We start from the raw sequence: 17,353 nt of genomic DNA on the forward strand, positions 1-17,353 counted from the left end.
CTCAACGGGCGGTGACGTCGAGCTGAACGCTGGGGCGGAACTCGGCGACGGACAGGAAACAGCACTGCCCGGCCGCCGCCCGTCCCGCCACCGAGCGGTCCACGCGGACGGCGACCTCAGTCGTCCGTCACGCCGCAACTCCCCAGCGCCGCCGCCGGATCGTCGTCCGCCGGGCCTGCCGGAACCCAGCGCCCGCTCTCCGCACGGTAGGGCCACCAGCGACCGTCCCGCCCGAACCGGAGCTGCACACCCTCCTGCACGGCCGTCCACCGGTTGCCCGCCGAACAGAACTGCGGCTGCTCACCCTTCTCCCACGCCTCGGCGAGCCGCGTCCGGGCCCTGGCCAGGGTCTCCGGATCCGGGGTCCACTCCTCGTCGAGCACGGTGAGCGCGGCCGCCCCGCCATACCGCCACGTACGCACCGCCGCATCGAGCTCGGGACGCGAACGTCCCGATCCGGCGGCCAGTCGTGTGGCGATCCACGGCTCCGGCCCGGCGTCCGCGATCAGACGTACGGCGTCCTGTCGCGGTGTCAATTCCGTCGGCAGCGGCTGATGTTCATGGCCGGGGGGAGAGCGCGTCCGCCAGCATCCGACAGGCGCGCACCGCGCTGTCCGTGACCAGCATCTCCAGGACCGCCGGTTCGACACCGGGCTCCGGTTCGGTCTCCGCGTCCAGCGACGGAGCGGGGCCCGGTTCCACCGGCAGCGACGGGGGCGCGGGCAGTGGGGGCAGAATGTCCCGCGCGTCGAAGGTCTCGTCCGCCCGTACGCCCCGGTCCCGCGCCCTGGGTTCCGGCGCGCCGGAACCGTCGGAGGCGACCGGACCCGACGGCGCCCGCCCCTCGGCGCGGTCCGCGATGCGGACCTGGAGTTCGTCCAGGAGCCGCCGCTCAGCACGCCCGCGCATGAGCAGCAGGACGAACGGATCCTGGTCCAGCAGCCGCGCGACCTGGTAGCACAGGGCGGCGGTGTGCGGGCAGTGGTCCCACGCCTCACAGGTGCACTCCGGGTCCAGATCGCCGATCCCCGGCAGCAGATCCACCCCGGCCGCCGCCGCGTCCTCCACCAGGTGGGGCGGCATCTCCCGGTCGAGGAGCGCCGCGATGTGCCCGGCCCGGGAGGCGGCCATGTCCAGGAACCGTTCCCAGTCCGCCTCGCTCAGCTCCTGCAGGAGCACGTCACCGCGGTACGTGGACGCGTCCCGGTCCCGGACGACAGCGGTGATCCGGCCGGGCCGTACGGTCACCGCGCCGACCCGGCCCTCGCGGGCGAACCTTCGCCCCTTCTTGAGCTGTCCGCCGTCCAGCGCGGTGTCCTCCAGGGCCTTCAGCCACGCCCGGCCCCACCAGGACTCCGCGAAGCCGCGGCCGCGCGCGGGCGGCAGCGCGGCGAAGGTGCGCTCCGGCACCGGCACCGGCGCCGGGGCGCCGCGCCCGTCGTCGGCGGAATCGGTCCCTCGACCGTCGTGTCCGACATCGCCGTACCGGTCACCGGCATCGCCGTACGCGACGCGCTCGTGTCCTTCGCCGTCGTATCCGTCGCTCATCGCGTGCCCCCTCGCAGCTGCACCAGATCGGCCAGTTCCGCATCCGTCAGTTCGGTCAGCGCCGCCTCGCCGGAGCCGAGCACCGCGTCCGCCAGCCCCTGCTTGCGGGTCAGCATGTCTGCGATCCGGTCCTCGATGGTGCCCTCGGCGATGAGGCGGTGCACCTGCACCGGCTGGGTCTGCCCGATCCGGTACGCGCGGTCGGTGGCCTGCGCCTCCACCGCCGGGTTCCACCAGCGGTCGAAGTGCACGACATGGCCGGCCCGGGTGAGATTGAGTCCGGTGCCGGCGGCCTTCAACGACAGCAGGAAGACCGGGGCCTCGCCCGACTGGAAGCGGTTCACCATCGCCTCCCGCTCGGCGACCGGCGTACCGCCGTGCAGGAACTGTGTGCGAATCCCGCGCGCCGCGAGGTGCCGTTCGAGCAGCCGGGCCATCTGCACGTACTGGGTGAACACGAGCACACTCGCCTCCTCCGCCAGGATCGTGTCGAGCAGTTCGTCCAGGAGTTCCACCTTTCCCGAACGGTCCTCGATCCGCGGCTCCTGTTCCTTCAGGTACTGCGCCGGGTGGTTGCAGATCTGCTTCAGCGCCGTCAGCAGTTTCACGACGAGGCCCCGCCGGGCGAAGCCGTCGGCGCCGGAGACGGCGGTCAGAGTCTCCCGTACCACCGCTTCGTACAGGCCCGCCTGTTCCGCCGTCAGCGACACCGTGCGGTCTGTCTCGGTCTTCGGCGGCAGCTCCGGGGCGATACCCGGATCCGATTTGCGCCGTCGCAGCAGGAAGGGCCGCACCAGCGCGGCGAGTCGCTCGGCCGCCGCCGGATCGCCGCCCTCCGCGGTTCGCGCGTATCGCGTACGGAACGTGCCGAGCCGGCCCAGCAGGCCGGGCGTCGTCCAGTCCAGGATCGCCCACAGCTCGGACAGATTGTTCTCCACGGGGGTGCCGGTGAGCGCCACCCGTGCCCGCGCGCCGATCGTGCGCAACTGCTTGGCCGTTGCCGAGTACGGGTTCTTGACGTGCTGCGCCTCGTCGGCGACCACCATGCCCCACCGGATGCCGGCGAGTTTCGCCGAGTCGAGCCGCATCGTGCCGTAGGTGGTGAGGACGAACTCGCCGTCCGCCAGGCCCGTGAGACTGCGCGAACCGCCGTGGAAGCGGCGCACCGGCGTACCGGGAGCGAACTTCTCGGTCTCCCGCTGCCAGTTCCCCATGAGTGACGTCGGGCAGACCACGAGCGTCGGCCCGGCGGCGGATTCGATGCTCTGGCGGTGCAGATGCAGAGCGATCAGCGTGATGGTCTTGCCCAGCCCCATGTCGTCGGCGAGACAGCCACCGAGGCCGAGCGAGGTCATGGTGTGCAGCCAGTTCAGACCGCGCAGCTGGTAGTCGCGCAGTGTGGCCGTGAGCGCCGGGGGCTGACCGACCGTCTGTGCCTCGCTCCCCGGTCCGTCGGACTCGGGATCTGCCAGCCGACGGCGCAACCGCTCCAGCCAGCCAGTGGCCCGCACATCGATCCTGCGGCCGTCAACCTCGGTGGATCCGGTCAGTACGGCACCGAGCGCATCGATCGGAGTGACCTTGCGGTCCTCGGTCTCGCGGGCGCGCCGTGCCTCCTCCGGGTCGATCAGCACCCACTGGTCGCGCAGCCGGACCACCGGCCTGTTGGCCTCGGCCAGGCGGTCCAGCTCGGCGCGGCTGAGCTTCTGGTCACCGAGGGCGAACCACCAGTTGAAGGCCAGCAGCGCATCCGCCGACAGGAGCGGTGGTGTGTCGGATCCGGTGCGGGTGAACGCCTTGTGTTCCGGGTCCTCCCCGTCCTCGGCCGGACCGATCACCGCGCGTGCGGTGAGCTTGCGGGCCAGTTCCCTGGGCCAGTGCACCTGGACCCCGGTCGCGGCGAGGGCCCGCCCGGCGTGGCCGAGCAGGTCGGCGAGCTCCTCGTCGGCCGGTTCGACGGAGTCGGGCACCGCGGCCGAGAGCAGCGGAGACAGCGGCGGCCAGGCACGGGCGGCCCGGCGCAGCGCCAACAGGGCATCGATCCGGGCACGGGGGCCGAAGCCCGCAGCGGCCGGCGCGGACCCCGTCCAAACCTCGGTGGCATCGGCGACCAGCGTCGGATCGCTGACGCTGTGGATCTGCAGAACAGCACGGAAGGACGGCCGGGCTTCCTCGTCCGGCGCCGTCAGGCCCGACACCTCCACCCGCAGCGAGAGCCGCACGCCGGCGTCGTGCCCGGCTGCGATGTCGGCGGCCCAGGCCCGCTGGTCGGGGAGATGCTGTGGCTCGTCGACGGCGAACGCCGGACCACCGGTGGCGAAGGCCGCGGCGGGGGTGCGGGGCAGCCCGTCCGCAACCGCGTCGAGGAACGCGCGGAGCAGTCGCTCGGGTTCGGGCAGCAGAACGGGCCGCGCGGTCAGGTCGAGTGGTACCGCGTGGGCCAGGGGAGGCATCGAGGCCGCGAGCGTACGGATCCGGGACTGATCGTCGGCGGTCAGCGGCCCGGCCCGCCAGGCATCGTGATCGGTGACGGTCAGCCCGGGAAGCAGCAGGCCACGGGCGGCGAGTTGGAGAGCGAGAAGCGTAGCGGCGCCCCAGAACGCGGCGGCGCCGGAGGCATGGGCCGAAGTCCGGGCCCGCGTCAGCACGGGCAGCGCGTCGCGGACCGGAAGCAACAGCGCCGGCACGGCGTGGACCCGCGCGTCGGCGCCGGCGACGGTCAACTCCTCCACGGAGCCGGGAGCGTCGGGCGGACTGCTGCCGTCCGGATGCCAGAAGGCGATGCGGCCGGTACGGGAGGGGTCCGCGGGCAGGAAGACCACGGAGCAGCCGGAGAGTGCGGAGATCTCGGAGAGCGTTGCCGCAGGGAGCCTGTGCACAGCGATGCCGAATTCCTCAAATTTGACTAGTCGGGTTCGAGCCGCCGAGGGTACTCCACCGAGACGTACGACCGTGAGCACGATCGTCGTGATCCAGCTCACTTTCACGTGCCTCGGCCGCCTCGCGACGCTGCCGGACGCGGCGGCGTGTCGCACCCCGGGGCTGCCGGGCGATGGGGCGTGTCGCCCCCCGGGGTGGAGCCAGCACCCCCTTGGAGGGAGGGGGCTTGCCCCCGTACGTCCCGGGTGGTGGCGCCATGGTCGCCCTGGCTCTGGTCACCGTACGTTTCTACAGGTCAGCGCAGCTTTCCAGAGACCGGAGACCTCATGCCCCAGGCCGTAGCCACCGTTGTGGAAGGCACCCGTTACGGTGCGGGAAGTGCTGTCAGTGCCGACGGTGCCGGAGCCGCTCCGAGCCAGGGGAGCGACTTCGCACCCCTCCTGCGGGCGGTCAGGGGGCAAGGTCTCCTGGAACGGCGCACCGGCTGGTACACGGCGGGCATTGCCATCAATCTGGTCGCCCTGGGTGCCGTACTCACCGGGATGTTCCTCCTCGGCAACACCTGGTGGACCCTGCTGCTCGCGCTGCCACTGGCGGTCTTCTGGTCCCGCACCGCGTTCGTCGGACACGACGCCGGACACGCCCAGATAACCGGCGACCGCAGGGCGAGCCGGGTCATCGGGCTGTTCCACGCGAACCTGCTGCTCGGCATGAACGAAGCCTGGTGGAACGACAAGCACGTACGCCACCACGCCAATCCCAACCACATCGACAAGGACCCGGACGTCGGCGTCGGCGCCCTCGTCTGGACCCAGAAGCAAGCGGCCCAGCGCGAAGGATTCGCCCGCTGGCTGACCCGCAACCAGGCCGGGCTCTTCTTCCCGATGCTGCTCCTCGAAGGCATCGCGCTCAAGATCTCAGGCTTCCAGTACCTGCGGCGGCAGCCCGCCGGGGAGCGCGCTCTCTCGGCACTGCTCCTGGTCGCCCACCTCGGTCTCTACGCGACCCTGCTGCTCACCGTCATGTCCCCGGGCAAGGCCGTCGTCTTCGCGTTGGTGCACCACGCGCTGTTCGGGCTCCACCTGGGTATGGCGTTCGCCCCGAACCACAAGGGCATGGAGATGCCCGACCCCGACGGCGACCGTTGGGGCCACCTCCAGCGCCAGGTCCTCACCTCGCGCAACGTGCGCGGCGGCCTTCTCACCGACTGGTTCCTCGGCGGGCTCAACTACCAGATCGAGCACCATCTCTTCCCGAGCATGCCCCGCCTGCATCTGCGCCTGGCGCAGCCCATGGTGCGCGCCCACTGCGAGGCACTCGGCATGCCGTACGCGGAGACCGGACTGATCGAGTCCTACCGGCAGGCACTCCAGCACATGCACGAGGTCGGCGAACCTCTCAGGTGAGGACTCCCGTCCGGCTGGAACCGACGGGCGCGTACAGGCGTTCTCACAGCAGGAGCGGCCTCGGGCCGCGAAGGAGGCGTGGACGATGTCGAACAGCGCGAAGATTGCCATCGGGGGAGTCGTCGCGGCGGTCATCCTGATCCCGTTCATCGGATTCTGGCTGTCGCTGCTGGTCCTGATCGGGGTTCCGGCGGTCGCCTATCTGATGCTGGATCCCGGCCAGCGGCGCAGGCTCCGCAGGATCACCCGCAAGGAAATAGGCCGCTGACAACGATGGGGGCGCCGCGATGACCGGCAGAGTGACGGTGGTGAGCAGGAGCGAGGCGTATTCGTTCACCAAACCGAACAGGCGGAGCGTCACGCTGCTGGCCGGGCTCGGCGTGGAGGGAGACGTGCACGCGGGGGTCACGGTCAAGCACCGGTCCCGGGTCGCGCAGGATCCCACCCGGCCGAATCTGCGCCAGGTCCATCTCATCCACGGGGAGCTGTTCGGCGAACTGCGGGCAGCCGGTTTCGAGGTGGCTCCCGGCGACCTCGGGGAGAACGTGACCACCAATGGTGTCGATCTCCTCGCGCTCCCCGTCGGCGCCCTGCTGCACCTCGGTGACGAGGCCGTCGTCGAGGTCACCGGACTGCGCAACCCCTGTCTGCAGATCGACAGCTTCAAGGACGGTCTCCTCAAGCAGGTCGTCGGCCGTGACGCGACGGGCCGGGTCGTGCGCAAGGCCGGGATCATGGGCATCGTCACGGTCGGCGGAGTGGTCCGTCCTGGCGACCCGATCGAGGTCGAGCTGCCCGTGGGTCCGCATCGGGCGCTCGAACGCGTGTAGCCGGAGCGCGGGTGAGGCGAGGCCGGTCGCCTCGGCCGACTCGGTCTGCTGTTCGCCGACAGCGGTCGGCCGCCTGGCCGGCGTGGTGGTCTCGTGCTCAGGCCGGCCGTACCGCGATCTCGTCCAGGGCCTTCAACAGGCCCGGCAGCGCCGCGCCTCGCCCGACCGGCAGCACCTCGCCCGGTACCTCGTCCAGCAGGACGAACGCGATGTCATCGGTTCTGGCGACCAGGGACCAACCGGGGCCGTCGGCGCGCAGCATGCGGGCCTCGCCGGTGGCGAAGGAGGACCGGACACGACCCGGGGGCGGCGGGGTGTCCACATAGGAATGTGCCTCCGCGAGCGCCCGCCGTACACCGGGATGTGCCCCGGAAGGGGCGTCCGGCGCGGGGCTCTCGGCCGTGGCGTCGGGGCCGCTGCTCCGGGCCTCGCCCTCGGCCGTGGCCCCGGCTCCGGTTACGGCCTCGTCCTGGGCCTTTGCATCTGATCCGCCCCGGAGTCCGGCCTCGGGCTCGGCCTCGATCCCGGCCGCGGCTTCGCGCCCGCCCTCGATCGCGACTTCCTGCTCGCCCTCACCGTCGTCCTTGGTCCCGCCGTCGGCTCCGGTTCGACTCCCGGTCCCGCTGCCGGCGTCGGCTGCCTCGTCGTTCCCAGCGGTGGCGCGCACCCCCGTGGCGTCGTCGGCCGTGCCGCCTGCGACCTTGGAGCCGTCCGTGACTCCCGGCGTGGTGAAGGCCGTCTCGTCGTCGATCTGCTCGCGCCAGGCCGCCCACTGATGCGCTATCTCGTCCGCACCCATGCGCCTCTGGGCCGGGCCCCACGAATCCGTGTCGGGTGGTGCCAGTGGCGCGGGATCGGAACCCTCGGCCGCCGGATCCGGCAACGGATCGTGCGGCGCGGCCACTCCCGGCGCCGCGACCCCCACCGCGAGGGGCCAGCCGGGCAGCGCACAGACCACCGAACGGTCGTCGGGAGAGAGGTCGTACTCCATTCCGCAGTCCCACGACGCGATCGCCACAGCGACCAGCGACACGTCCTCGACGACGACGGTCCACCGCGCACCACTGCCGTCCTGCCCCAGGACCAGCCCGTATCCCTCGGCGTACGGTTCGAGGGCGAGGGCCGCGCACGCGGCCGGGTAGTCGTCACCGAGCACGCTCGGGAACTGCGCGGGTGTCAGCAGTACCGCGGTCAGCACATACAGTGCGTCGTCGTCGGCGACTGTGTCGCTCGTCCCGGCCACGGCACCCTCCTCGTCCGTCATGGTTGTCCGTCGGCGCACCTTAACGACTCGGTAACCCACTCGTCGAGGCCCTGACAAGGGATGACACGCGCACGGCCCGGCGGAGGAAGTCCTTCAGTCGGCGGGCAGGCCGAGCAGCGTACGAGCCACTGCCCGCGGCGACTCGTCGCGCTCACGGGCCAGGGCGATCACGGCGCGGCAGGCAAGCTCGCTGACACCGAAGGAGAGTGCCTCGGGTGACCGCTTCGTCGGCCAGCGCCTGATCGTCGTCCACGGACGCCGAGACATAGGCGGCGGCAGCCTCGAAGAGATTGCGCCGCTTGCGTCGCCCTTCATCGAGAGATCGCGCCTGCCGCGTGTCCTTCCGGTCCGGGGAGACCACCTTCCGCAAGCTGCCGATTATGCCGATCACGGAGACCGCCTTTCCGAGAACCTCCGAGCGCATGACTTGCGCCTGCCACCTACGGTGTTCCCCGCCGACGTAGTGTTGGACCTTCGACCGAGAAGAGGGGGCGGTGCGGTGAAGCGGTACGACCGGCTGAAGGAGATCCAGCGTCTCGATCCGGAACGGGACTTCCTCCGGATCTACCGGATCACGGCGACCTACGAGTTTCCCTGGGACATCACCCGCGCTCTCGAACTGGCCCTGTACCGCACCTATGCCGTCCCCAGCATCGGCCGACTCCTCGCGGAGACCGCCGAGCTGACGGTCCGTTCGCAGAAGCGCTACGACGACACCGCACTTCTCCTCGACACGGTCGTGGAGCACGGGTTCGACAGCGACCCGGGACGCACGGCCATCCGCCGGATCAATCAGATGCACCGCAGTTACGACATCAGCGACGACGACATGCGCTATGTGCTGTGCACCTTCGTCGTCACCCCGAAGAGATGGCTCGACGACTACGGATGGCGTCGGCTGTCCGATCACGAACTGCGGGCATGCGCCGCCTATTACCGCACCCTGGGTGCGCACATGGGTATCAAGGACCTGCCTCGGACGTACGAGGACTTCGAGTGCGCCCTCGATTCCTACGAGGCCGAGCACTTCGGCTGGGACGAAGGGGGGCGCCGCGTCTCCGACGCCACGCTGGACCTGATGAGCTCCTGGTATCCGCGCCCCCTCACTTCCGTCGCGCGGAAGGCGGCCCTCGCGCTTCTCGACGACTCGCTGCTGCGGGCATTCCGCTACGAACGGCCGAGCTCCACGGCACGGGGCCTCATCCACGGCGCGTTGCGGCTGAGAGCACGGGCCGTGCGACTGCTGCCGCCGCGTGCAACCCCCCACTACGCCCGGCAGAACCCGGAGATCAGGGGCTATCCCGGCGGCTACGAGATCTCCGGGCTCGGTACGTTTCCCACCCCGGGCATCCGAGGCTGTCCGGTACCGCACAAGCGCGGCCCCGCCGCCACGGCCGAGTGAGCGGAAGTCAACCGCGCCCGCAGGTCAGCGCATCCGTACGGCCAGGGCGAGGAAGCAGTCGTCCTCATCGGTGTACGCGTCGAGCCGCCAGCCCGAACATGCCAGCAACGGGCCGAGGTTGTGCTCGGCCCGCAGGTCGTCGTCGGTGATCGGGCGGCCGTGGCGCGCTGCCAGGGCGGCCCGCCCGATGGGGTGGAAGAGAGCCAGCTGCCCGTCCGGTCGAACCACCCGCGCCAATTCCGCGAGGTCCGGTCCTGGGTGCGACAGATGGGAGATGAGCCCGGCCGCGAACACCGCGTCGAGCGACCGCGAGCGCAGGGGCAATCGGGCGACATCGGCGAGGATCAGTGCCCCGCTACGGTCACGTCCCGCCCGTACCGCCGAGTCCAGCATCGCCTTGGTGAGGTCCACGCCCAGCACCGTGCCCTGCGGTCCCACGGCGGCGCGCAGCGCGGGCAGCGCCCGCCCCGTACCGCAGCCGGCATCGAGCACGGCGTCCCCGGCCCTCAGCCCGAGGGCGTCGACCCCGGCGGCGTAGGCAGGCCCGTCGTCGGGAAACCGGGTGTCCCAGTCCGCCGCGCGGGCCGTGAAGAAGTCCTGGACGTGTGTGTGGTCATCGGCCATACGGACATGATCGCGCAGTTGCCGACGGGGCGAAACGGGCCGTGACGTCGGACAGCGGCCGTCGACCAGCTCGAACGGCTCCGCCACCCCCACCCGTCGACTGCCCGCGCAATTGCCCGACGGGCTCATCCTCCGCGAGGTGGTCAGCGGCCCGAGGTCCTCTCGGGCGCGATGGGGTGGGCGCGGCCAAGAGGGCACGTGCAACACAGGCCCTCCTCCCTGCCCGGGTGAGCGGAGAAGGAGGAGAGGCCCGTGTTTCATCGCCCGTACAGGTCCACGAGGTCAGACGTTGACCCCGTAGTCGGACGCGATGCCGGCCAGGCCCGAGGCGTACCCCTGGCCGACGGCGCGGAACTTCCATTCTGCGCCGTGCCGGTACAGCTCGCCGAAGACCATGGCGGTTTCGGTCGAGGCGTCCTCGCTGAGGTCGTAACGGGCCAGCTCGACGCCGTTCGCCCGGTTCACCACGCGGATGAACGCGTTGCGGACCTGGCCGAAGCTCTGCCCGCGGCTCTGCGCGTCGTGAATGGAGACCGGGAAGACTTTCTTCGCGACGTTCGCCGGGACAGCCGACAGATCCACGTTGATGGACTCGTCGTCGCCCTCGCCCTCACCGGTCAGATTGTCCCCGGTGTGCTGGACCGAACCGTCCGGGCTCGTCAGGTTGTTGTAGAAGACGAAGTGCAGGTCGGAGAGCACCTTGCCGGTGTCCGAGCACAGCAGAGCACTCGCATCCAGGTCGTGATCCGCGCCCGTCGTCGTCCGTACGTCCCAGCCCAGGCCGACCGTCACTGCGGTCAGGCCGGGCGCCTCCTTCGACAAGGAGACGTTGCCGCCCTTGGCCAGGCTCACACCCATGAACTTCCTCCATTGATCCAGTGGTCCAGCGCTTCAGTGCTGCGATGATCGGCGCTTCTTCGGCCGTCACCCGGGCCAACGACGGCGCCGCACTCCTGGTTCCCTTGCTTGCGCAATCCCTGAAGTGAAGGCGACGAGGGCCGCTGTACTCCGGCGAACCGGTGTCTCATGCGCGGGGCTCGGTGCCCGGGTTCGCGTCGGTCTCCTTCATGGCCTTCGCCTCACTCTTCAGGATCCGCATGGATTTGCCCAGGGCGCGGGCCGTGTCCGGCAGCTTCTTCGAGCCGAACAGCACGATCACCACAATGGCCACGATCAGCAGGTGCCAGGGTTCGAGACCGTTGCGCAACATCTATGTCCCGCCCTTCCTTTCGGTGTTTTGACCGCTGTTTTCGCTCGGCGTTCGCGGACGGTGCCTCAGGCTGGCTGTGGGCAGGTCCGGTGATCCAGTCGAGCAACGTTACTTGTCACATTGCGCAACTGTACAACCATGGGGTGGGCGGAACGCGTCTTCCCCCTTGGAAGCCGGATGGACGGGGGGCCGATGACGGGAAGTCGCAAGGCGGGAACCGACGGGGAGCGAGGCAGCAGCCTGCGGCGCACGGCAGTGTCGGGGCTGTCGTTGCTCGTGCTGTTCGTCGCCGGCATCGGGTGGGGCTGTCTCCGGGTGAATGGCAGCATCGGCACCTTCAGCACGGACGGAATCTCCGGAGACCGACCACCGGACTTGTCGAAGGGGCAGAATGTCCTGGTCATCGGGTCGGACTCGCGCGCTGGCGAGAACAGCGGGCTGGGCGGCGGCACGGGTGCGGTGGGGCGATCCGACACCGCGTTCCTTCTCCATGTGTACGGTGACCACAGGCACGCGGTCGCCGTGTCCATCCCGCGTGATTCCCTGGTCGACATCCCGCCCTGCAAAGCACCGGGGGGCGAGTGGACCGCGCCGCAGCACGCGGTGATGTTCAACGCGGCGTTCTCGGTGGGGGAGACGGCCGAGGGGAACCCGGCCTGCACCCAGAACACCGTCGAACATCTCACGGGCCTGCGCGTCGACCACACCGTCGTCGTCGATTTCGCCGGATTCTCGGCACTGACCTCGGCCGTCGGAGGCGTACCCGTATGCCTTCCCCAGGACGTCTACCAGCGCGACCTCAGCCCGAAGAGGCCCACACGAGGCGCCCGGATCTTCGCGAAGGGACCGCAGACCGTCTCCGGGCAGCGGGCACTCGACTACGTCCGTCTCCGGCACGGCATCGGTGACGGCTCGGACATGGGGCGGATCAAGCGGCAGCAGGCCTTCGTGGCCTCCCTCATCAAGAAGATCAAGTCCCAGGGGCCGAACCCCGGCACGCTGCTGCCGCTCGCCGACGCGGCCACCGGGGCGATGACCGTCGACCCCGGACTCGGGTCGGCCGACCGGCTTCTGTCGTTCGCCATGTCGATGAAGAACATCGACCTGCGCAACACCAAGTTCGTCACCGTCCCCTGGCGCTACGAGGGCCCACGTGTCGCGCTCGTCGAACCGGATGCCGACGCGCTCTGGGCGGCGCTGAAGGCAGACCGCACGGTCGACGGCCAGGACGCCGACGGCAAGGGACCGGCCGAGGGAGGCGGGGCGGACAGCCGCCCGGCATCGCCCACGGCCATCGCTCCGGTCTCCGGCACGGGCATCACCGTCGCCGTCTACAACGGCACCAGGGTCACAGGACTCGCGGCCCGAGCCACCGGGCTGCTGCGCTCCCGGGGCTTCACCGTCACCACCACGGCCACGGCGAGCAGCCAGGACCACGTCTCGACCGTCGTCGAATTCGGACCGGGCCTGCGGGACGCGGCGAAGACCACCGCAGGGTTCTTCACCGGCGCGCGGACGACGGCGTCCACAACCGCCGGAATCCGGGTGATCCTCGGCAGTTCCTTCGCCGGGAATCCAGTGGTCCGGCCGGGAACGCCGACCGCCTCCGCAGTGCCGTCCCCCCTCTCCGGCGGAGTCAGGTCGGCCGACGACGACCCCTGCGCGGACCTCTCCTACGGCTGACCGCCGCCCAAGAGCGGGATCACGGCACGCTCAGCGCGGTGCCCGTCCCGTCCGAAGCTGCAAGGCCGGGTGCCTGGGAGCCGCGAAGCCGTACGACTCGTACAGCGCGGCACCGTTCCCCGTGGCGTTCAGATCGACGACCATGGCCCGGGTCTCCTCACGGAACCAGGTGAGCAGGGCTTCGAGGCAGACACGGGCGTGCCCGCGGCGGCGCCGACGGGGGTCGGTGCTGACATTGGACACATGCCCGCGCAGCCCGCTCGGATCGGCCGGGCCGGGGGCATGTGCGTCGCACGTCCCGACCGCGCTGGAGACGGTGCCGAGCTCGGGATCGTCGACGAGGAAAGCCGCGAACATGTCAGGGCGGCGCATCTGCTCGGTGAACCACCGCGCGGAGGCCGCCCGCCATGGGGCGTCGGCGCCCCCGGTCTCCACTCCCATGTCGGCCAGCATCAGCAGCCGCACCAGCGCGGGCACATCGTGGCCCGGCGAGCACGCACCACCTGCCCACCATCGGCGCCGGGGCGGGTGCCGGGTTCGGGGTGGTCGATGCCTGGTGGGGTCACGAGTATCTCCACTTCCGTTCGTAGCGGGCTCGGGCCGCCCACAACCCGTATGCGTACAGAGCCAGGACCGTTGCCAGCAACAGGTAGTAGAGCGGTGGCAGCGCACTCATGCCCAGCAGCGGCCCGAGCGGGCTGAGCGGCAGCACCAGGCCGACCACGGCAAGTCCGGACACGGCGGCGCGCAGCGGTCCCCCGCTGCGCCCCTCGGCGGAGCGACGGCCCGTACGGAGCAGCAGCATGACCAGAGCCTGGGTGAGCAGGTTCTCGGTGAACCACCCCGAGTGGAAGGCCTCCTGCCCGTCCGTGGTCGCCGAATCGTGCAAGGCGTAGGCCAGCACGGCGAACGTCGCCAGGTCGGCGGTGGCGTTCAGCAGACCGAAACCGGTGATGAAGCGGAGGAAGTCGCGCGGGCGCAGCACCGTCGGCCGCCGCAGCACCGCGGGTGCCGGCCGGTCGAACGCGAAGGCGAGCTGTGCCACGTCGAAGCACAGGTTCTGCACCAGGACCTGCGCGGGAAGCATCGGCAGGAACGGCAGCATCAGCCCAGCGGCGAGCATCGCGATGACATTGCCGAGGTTCGACGAGAGAGTGATGCGCAAATACGTGGCGATGTTCCCGCTGCAGTGCCGGCCCGCCGTGATCGCGTGATCGATGGCTGCGAGATCCTTCTCGGCAAGCACCACATCGGCGGTCTCCCGCGCCACGTCGACCGCGTTGCGCGGGCAGATGCCGACATCGGCCGCATGCATCGCGGGCAGATCGTTGACGCCGTCGCCGAGGAAACCGGTGGTGTGCCCGGCGGCACGCAGCGCGGAGACGATCCGGGCTTTGTGCTCCGGCGTGCAGCGGGCGAAGACCGTGGCCCGGTCGGCGGCATCCGCCAGCTCCTCGTCGGACAGCGCGTCGATCCGCGCCGCGGAGACGACTTCGCCCGGATCGAGGCCCAGATCCCGGCAGGCGCGGGCGACCGTCCCGGGATCGTCGCCGGTGAGGACCTTCACGCAGACGCCCCGGTGTTCCAGCACGCCCAGGGCCTCCGCGGCGCTCGGGGTGAGCGCGTCCCGCAGAGCGACGAAGCCGAGGAAGGTCAGGCCTCGCTCGTCGGCCGTCGTGTACGCGCCGAGCCGGGCGGGCCGCTCGGTCCGGGCCACCGCGAGCAGCCGCAGGCCGTTCGCGGACTCACGGGCGGCCAGGGCCCTCAGCCGGTCCCGTTCGGAGTCGTCGAGGGAACAGCGGTCGAGCACCGCCTCCACCGCCCCCTTCGTGACGAGGGTGTGAATGCCGAGCCGCCCAGGACTGCGTACGACGGCGGTGCCCAGTCGCCGCACCGGATCGAACGGCAGCGCGGTCACGCCGTCGTACGTGGACAGCGCCTCCCCCTGCTCCTCGGTCGCGTCCAGCACCGCCTCGTCGAGTGCGTCGGGGGCGGGCAGATCAGCGAGCTGCAGCGTCCACAGCGCGTTGACCGCGGCCCAGTGCAGTACCTCGGGATCGGACCGGTCCGCTCCGTTCAACGACCGTTCGACGACGGGCCGGTCCTGGGTGAGCGTTCCGGTCTTGTCCAGACACAGCACACCGATTGCGCCGAGATCATGCAGGGCCGGTAGCCGTTTGACGATCACCCCGCGGTTGCGGGCAAGCAGCGAAGCGCCCCTGGCCAGGGCCGTCGTGACGATCACCGGCAGCATCTCCGGAGTCAGACCCACCGCCACCGCGACGGCGAACGGCAACGTCTCCAGACCGCGGCCGCGCAGGGCCGCGTTGGCCATCAGCACCAGGGGCGGGGTGAGCAGCATGAACCGGATCAGCGTCCACGAGATCCCCTGGACCGAACGGTCGAACGCACTCGTGCCGCGGCGGCGTGCCGAACTGTCGTACGCGGCGGCGAACCGGGTGTCCGCGCCCGTGGCGGTCACGACCGCCGTGCCGCTGCCGGACGCCACGCTGCTGCCCTGGAAACACAGCTCGGGCCGCGCGAACAGCCCGGCCTCGCCACCGGGCCCGACGCCGGGCGACCGGTCCCGGTCCGGAGCGTCGACGGGCTCCTTGGCGACCGGCGCCGACTCGCCGGTGAGGGCCGACTGATGCACGGTCAGGCCGCTCGCGCGCAGAAGCCGTACGTCGGCGGGCACAAGATCTCCGGGACCGAGGCGGATCACGTCGCCCGGCACCAGCTCCCCGACCGGCAGCTCACGTGCCTGCGGCACGGCGTCCGGTCCGGTGCGGCGCAGCACGGTCGCTGTTGTCGCCACCAGTTCACGCAGCGCGGCCGTGGAGCGATCGGCCCGATGCTCCTCCGCGGAGCGCAACACACAGCTGACGACCACGAGCACTAGCGTCACCGAGGCCGTGCCCCACGAGGCCACCGCCGCAGAGACCAGACCCAGACAGAGGAGCACTGAGGTGAACGGGTCCCGCAGGCTGCGAACAAAACGGCGGGGCCAGGAGACCGGACGCCAGGCCGGCAGGGTGTTCTCGCCGAACCGGGCCAGCCGTTCCTCCGCCTGCGCCTCCTGCAGCCCCCGAGGGCCGCTGTCCAGCGAACGGAGTACCTGCAAGGAGGTCGGCGCGGCGACGGACGGCGCGGGCGGCGCGACATCGGCGGCGCTCCGGCTTGCCGACGCGCTCGCTATCGGCACGACGACGGCGGACGAGTCATCGGGATCGGTGCTGCCGGGACCTGCGGCGGCACTGCTCTCAGGCACCGAGCTCACGGAGGTGTACGGGCTGCTCGGGTGTGTGTCCGGCGCGTGCGGCGAGCTGGCCGACCATCAAACGGACGACGGTCACCACATCGGGATCGTCGACCAGATACACCTGCCGACGGCCTTCACGCCGTGACCGTACGAGGCCGGCCAGTTTCAGCTTCGTCAGATGCTGGCTCACCGACGGAAGGGTGCCGCCCACCCGGTCCGCGAGGCCGGTCACATCACTCTCGCCCTGGGCGAGGGCCCACACGATGTGCAGCCGCGCAGGTGTCGCCAGCAGGCCGAAGGCGGCTGCCGCCTCCACCAGTACCTCCGCGGGCGGATCCGTGAAACCGCCGTCGGCAGCTGTCGACACTCTTGCTCTCCCTGTCAGCGTGGGCCGACTGCTCGCGCCCGAAGCCTCCAGTGTAGGCGCCGGACGTCTGCCGTCCGCGGGCTGTTCGCCGGAGAGGGAACGGGAGCGGACGGGAACCGACAGGGCGCGGGTGGGAGCGGGCGGACCGGAACGGCCGCGTGCGGTCACTACAGGGAGCGAGGGACAGGGTCGGCCATGTACGCGGGCCGGACGCGGACGGTACGACTCCTCAGTGCGGTGGACCGCGCCCTCCGGTCCCAGCCGTCGGCCGGCCGTCGCCCAGCAGGGGCCCGGACCCGGCCACATGACGAAGGAGTGCTTGCCCGTACGTGACCAGTGCGCAAGGCTTATGTGAAACGTGGGGCACGGGCAACGCATGAGCGGGGAGGAGCGGGGAAATGGCGCTGGACAGGGGACTTGACTGGCTTCTTGACGACCTCACGAGCAGGGTCGAGCACATACGGCACGCGCTGGTGCTGTCGAACGACGGACTGGTGACCGGAGCGAGCACGGGCCTGGCGCGTGAGGACGCCGAGCATCTCGCCGCGGTGTCGTCCGGCCTGCACAGCCTCGCGCGCGGTTCGGGACGTCACTTCCGGGCAGGGAAGGCCCGGCAGACCATGGTGGAATTCGACGAGGCACTGCTCTTCGTGACAGCCGCGGGCGAGGGCAGCTGCCTGTGCGTGCTGAGTGCGGCGGAGGCCGATGTCGGCCAGGTCGCGTACGAGATGACGTTGCTCGTCAACCGGGTCGGCGAACATCTCGGTGTCGCCGCGAGGCAGGCGGGAAGCGAAGGAACCGACCCTGCCTGACCGGCGGGCGGGAGTTGTCCACAGGTCGTGCGGGCGGTATCTGTCGGAGGTACGGTACTCACAGA

General features: G+C 70.7%; 13 protein-coding genes and 3 pseudogenes. 6 read left to right on the forward strand and 10 right to left on the reverse strand.

From position 1 onward, the window contains the following. Window positions 1–116: 116 nt before the first annotated feature. Together ABZ826_RS29790 and ABZ826_RS29795 are read right to left on the reverse strand one after the other, a co-directional pair. Window positions 117–1,548 (reverse strand): annotated as a pseudogene (locus tag ABZ826_RS29790) (SWF or SNF family helicase). Continuing rightward, a complete protein-coding gene (locus ABZ826_RS29795; protein WP_361454952.1) occupies window positions 1,545–4,427 on the reverse strand; it encodes a DEAD/DEAH box helicase in 2,883 nt (960 codons plus the stop codon). Before ABZ826_RS29795 ends, ABZ826_RS29790 begins: the two are co-directional and overlap by 4 nt. Window positions 4,428–4,754: 327 nt before the next feature. On the opposite strand from ABZ826_RS29795, the gene ABZ826_RS29800 reads away from it, so the two are divergent. The 3 genes from ABZ826_RS29800 to ABZ826_RS29810 all read left to right on the forward strand — a co-directional run bounded on the left by ABZ826_RS29800 (window position 4,755) and on the right by ABZ826_RS29810 (window position 6,664). Then, window positions 4,755–5,834 (forward strand): acyl-CoA desaturase, encoded by a 1,080-nt coding sequence (locus ABZ826_RS29800; RefSeq protein ID WP_361454955.1) that lies wholly within the window; start codon window positions 4,755–4,757, stop codon window positions 5,832–5,834. An 85-nt stretch (window positions 5,835–5,919) separates the two neighbouring features. Further along, window positions 5,920–6,102 (forward strand): hypothetical protein, encoded by a 183-nt coding sequence (locus ABZ826_RS29805; RefSeq protein WP_361454958.1) that lies wholly within the window; start codon window positions 5,920–5,922, stop codon window positions 6,100–6,102. Between the two features lie 19 nt (window positions 6,103–6,121). After that, entirely contained in the window at window positions 6,122–6,664 is a 543-nt protein-coding gene (locus ABZ826_RS29810) for an MOSC domain-containing protein (protein ID WP_361454961.1), read from the forward strand. A gap of 97 nt (window positions 6,665–6,761) precedes the next feature. Here the strand turns inward: ABZ826_RS29810 and ABZ826_RS29815 are convergent, their stop codons facing one another. Next, the gene (locus ABZ826_RS29815; RefSeq protein WP_361454964.1) at window positions 6,762–7,928 is read right to left on the reverse strand and encodes a hypothetical protein; all 1,167 of its coding nucleotides are present in this window, start codon (window positions 7,926–7,928) and stop codon (window positions 6,762–6,764) included. Window positions 7,929–8,021: 93 nt separating this feature from the next. Next, window positions 8,022–8,352, reverse strand: a pseudogene (locus tag ABZ826_RS29820) (hypothetical protein). Window positions 8,353–8,427: 75 nt separating this feature from the next. Here ABZ826_RS29820 and ABZ826_RS29825 point away from each other — a divergent pair. Continuing rightward, a complete protein-coding gene (locus ABZ826_RS29825; RefSeq protein WP_361454967.1) occupies window positions 8,428–9,330 on the forward strand; it encodes an oxygenase MpaB family protein in 903 nt (300 codons plus the stop codon). Window positions 9,331–9,354: 24 nt separating this feature from the next. Here the strand turns inward: ABZ826_RS29825 and ABZ826_RS29830 are convergent, their stop codons facing one another. The 3 genes and pseudogenes from ABZ826_RS29830 to tatA all read right to left on the reverse strand — a co-directional run. Next, a complete protein-coding gene (locus ABZ826_RS29830) occupies window positions 9,355–9,954 on the reverse strand; it encodes a class I SAM-dependent methyltransferase (RefSeq protein WP_361454970.1) in 600 nt (199 codons plus the stop codon). Between the two features lie 282 nt (window positions 9,955–10,236). Continuing rightward, the gene (locus ABZ826_RS29835; protein ID WP_361454973.1) at window positions 10,237–10,812 is read right to left on the reverse strand and encodes a TerD family protein; all 576 of its coding nucleotides are present in this window, start codon (window positions 10,810–10,812) and stop codon (window positions 10,237–10,239) included. A 193-nt stretch (window positions 10,813–11,005) separates the two neighbouring features. Then, a pseudogene (gene tatA, locus ABZ826_RS29840) lies at window positions 11,006–11,164 on the reverse strand (Sec-independent protein translocase subunit TatA); the annotation flags it as partial. A gap of 255 nt (window positions 11,165–11,419) precedes the next feature. On the opposite strand from tatA, the gene ABZ826_RS29845 reads away from it, so the two are divergent. Beyond that, window positions 11,420–12,847, forward strand: coding sequence for an LCP family protein (locus ABZ826_RS29845; RefSeq protein WP_361455012.1), 1,428 nt, complete (start codon window positions 11,420–11,422; stop codon window positions 12,845–12,847). A gap of 30 nt (window positions 12,848–12,877) precedes the next feature. Here ABZ826_RS29845 and ABZ826_RS29850 read toward each other — a convergent pair whose 3' ends face one another. From ABZ826_RS29850 to ABZ826_RS29860, 3 genes are all read right to left on the reverse strand, one after another. After that, complete coding sequence (locus ABZ826_RS29850) at window positions 12,878–13,324, reverse strand: GNAT family N-acetyltransferase (RefSeq protein ID WP_361454976.1); 447 nt, start codon at window positions 13,322–13,324, stop codon at window positions 12,878–12,880. Between the two features lie 85 nt (window positions 13,325–13,409). Next, entirely contained in the window at window positions 13,410–16,127 is a 2,718-nt protein-coding gene (gene mgtA, locus ABZ826_RS29855; RefSeq protein WP_361454979.1) for a magnesium-translocating P-type ATPase, read from the reverse strand. Beyond that, window positions 16,111–16,476: a metalloregulator ArsR/SmtB family transcription factor gene (locus ABZ826_RS29860; RefSeq protein WP_361454982.1), complete on the reverse strand. Its 366-nt coding sequence runs from the start codon at window positions 16,474–16,476 to the stop codon at window positions 16,111–16,113. The genes mgtA and ABZ826_RS29860 overlap by 17 nt, the downstream gene beginning before the upstream one ends. Window positions 16,477–16,874: 398 nt before the next feature. On the opposite strand from ABZ826_RS29860, the gene ABZ826_RS29865 reads away from it, so the two are divergent. Beyond that, the gene (locus tag ABZ826_RS29865) at window positions 16,875–17,288 is read left to right on the forward strand and encodes a roadblock/LC7 domain-containing protein (protein ID WP_361454985.1); all 414 of its coding nucleotides are present in this window, start codon (window positions 16,875–16,877) and stop codon (window positions 17,286–17,288) included. Window positions 17,289–17,353: the final 65 nt, after the last annotated feature.

Origin of the sequence: Streptomyces sp. NPDC047515 (assembly GCF_040643055.1) — a bacterium.
Lineage (GTDB): Bacteria > Actinomycetota > Actinomycetes > Streptomycetales > Streptomycetaceae > Streptomyces.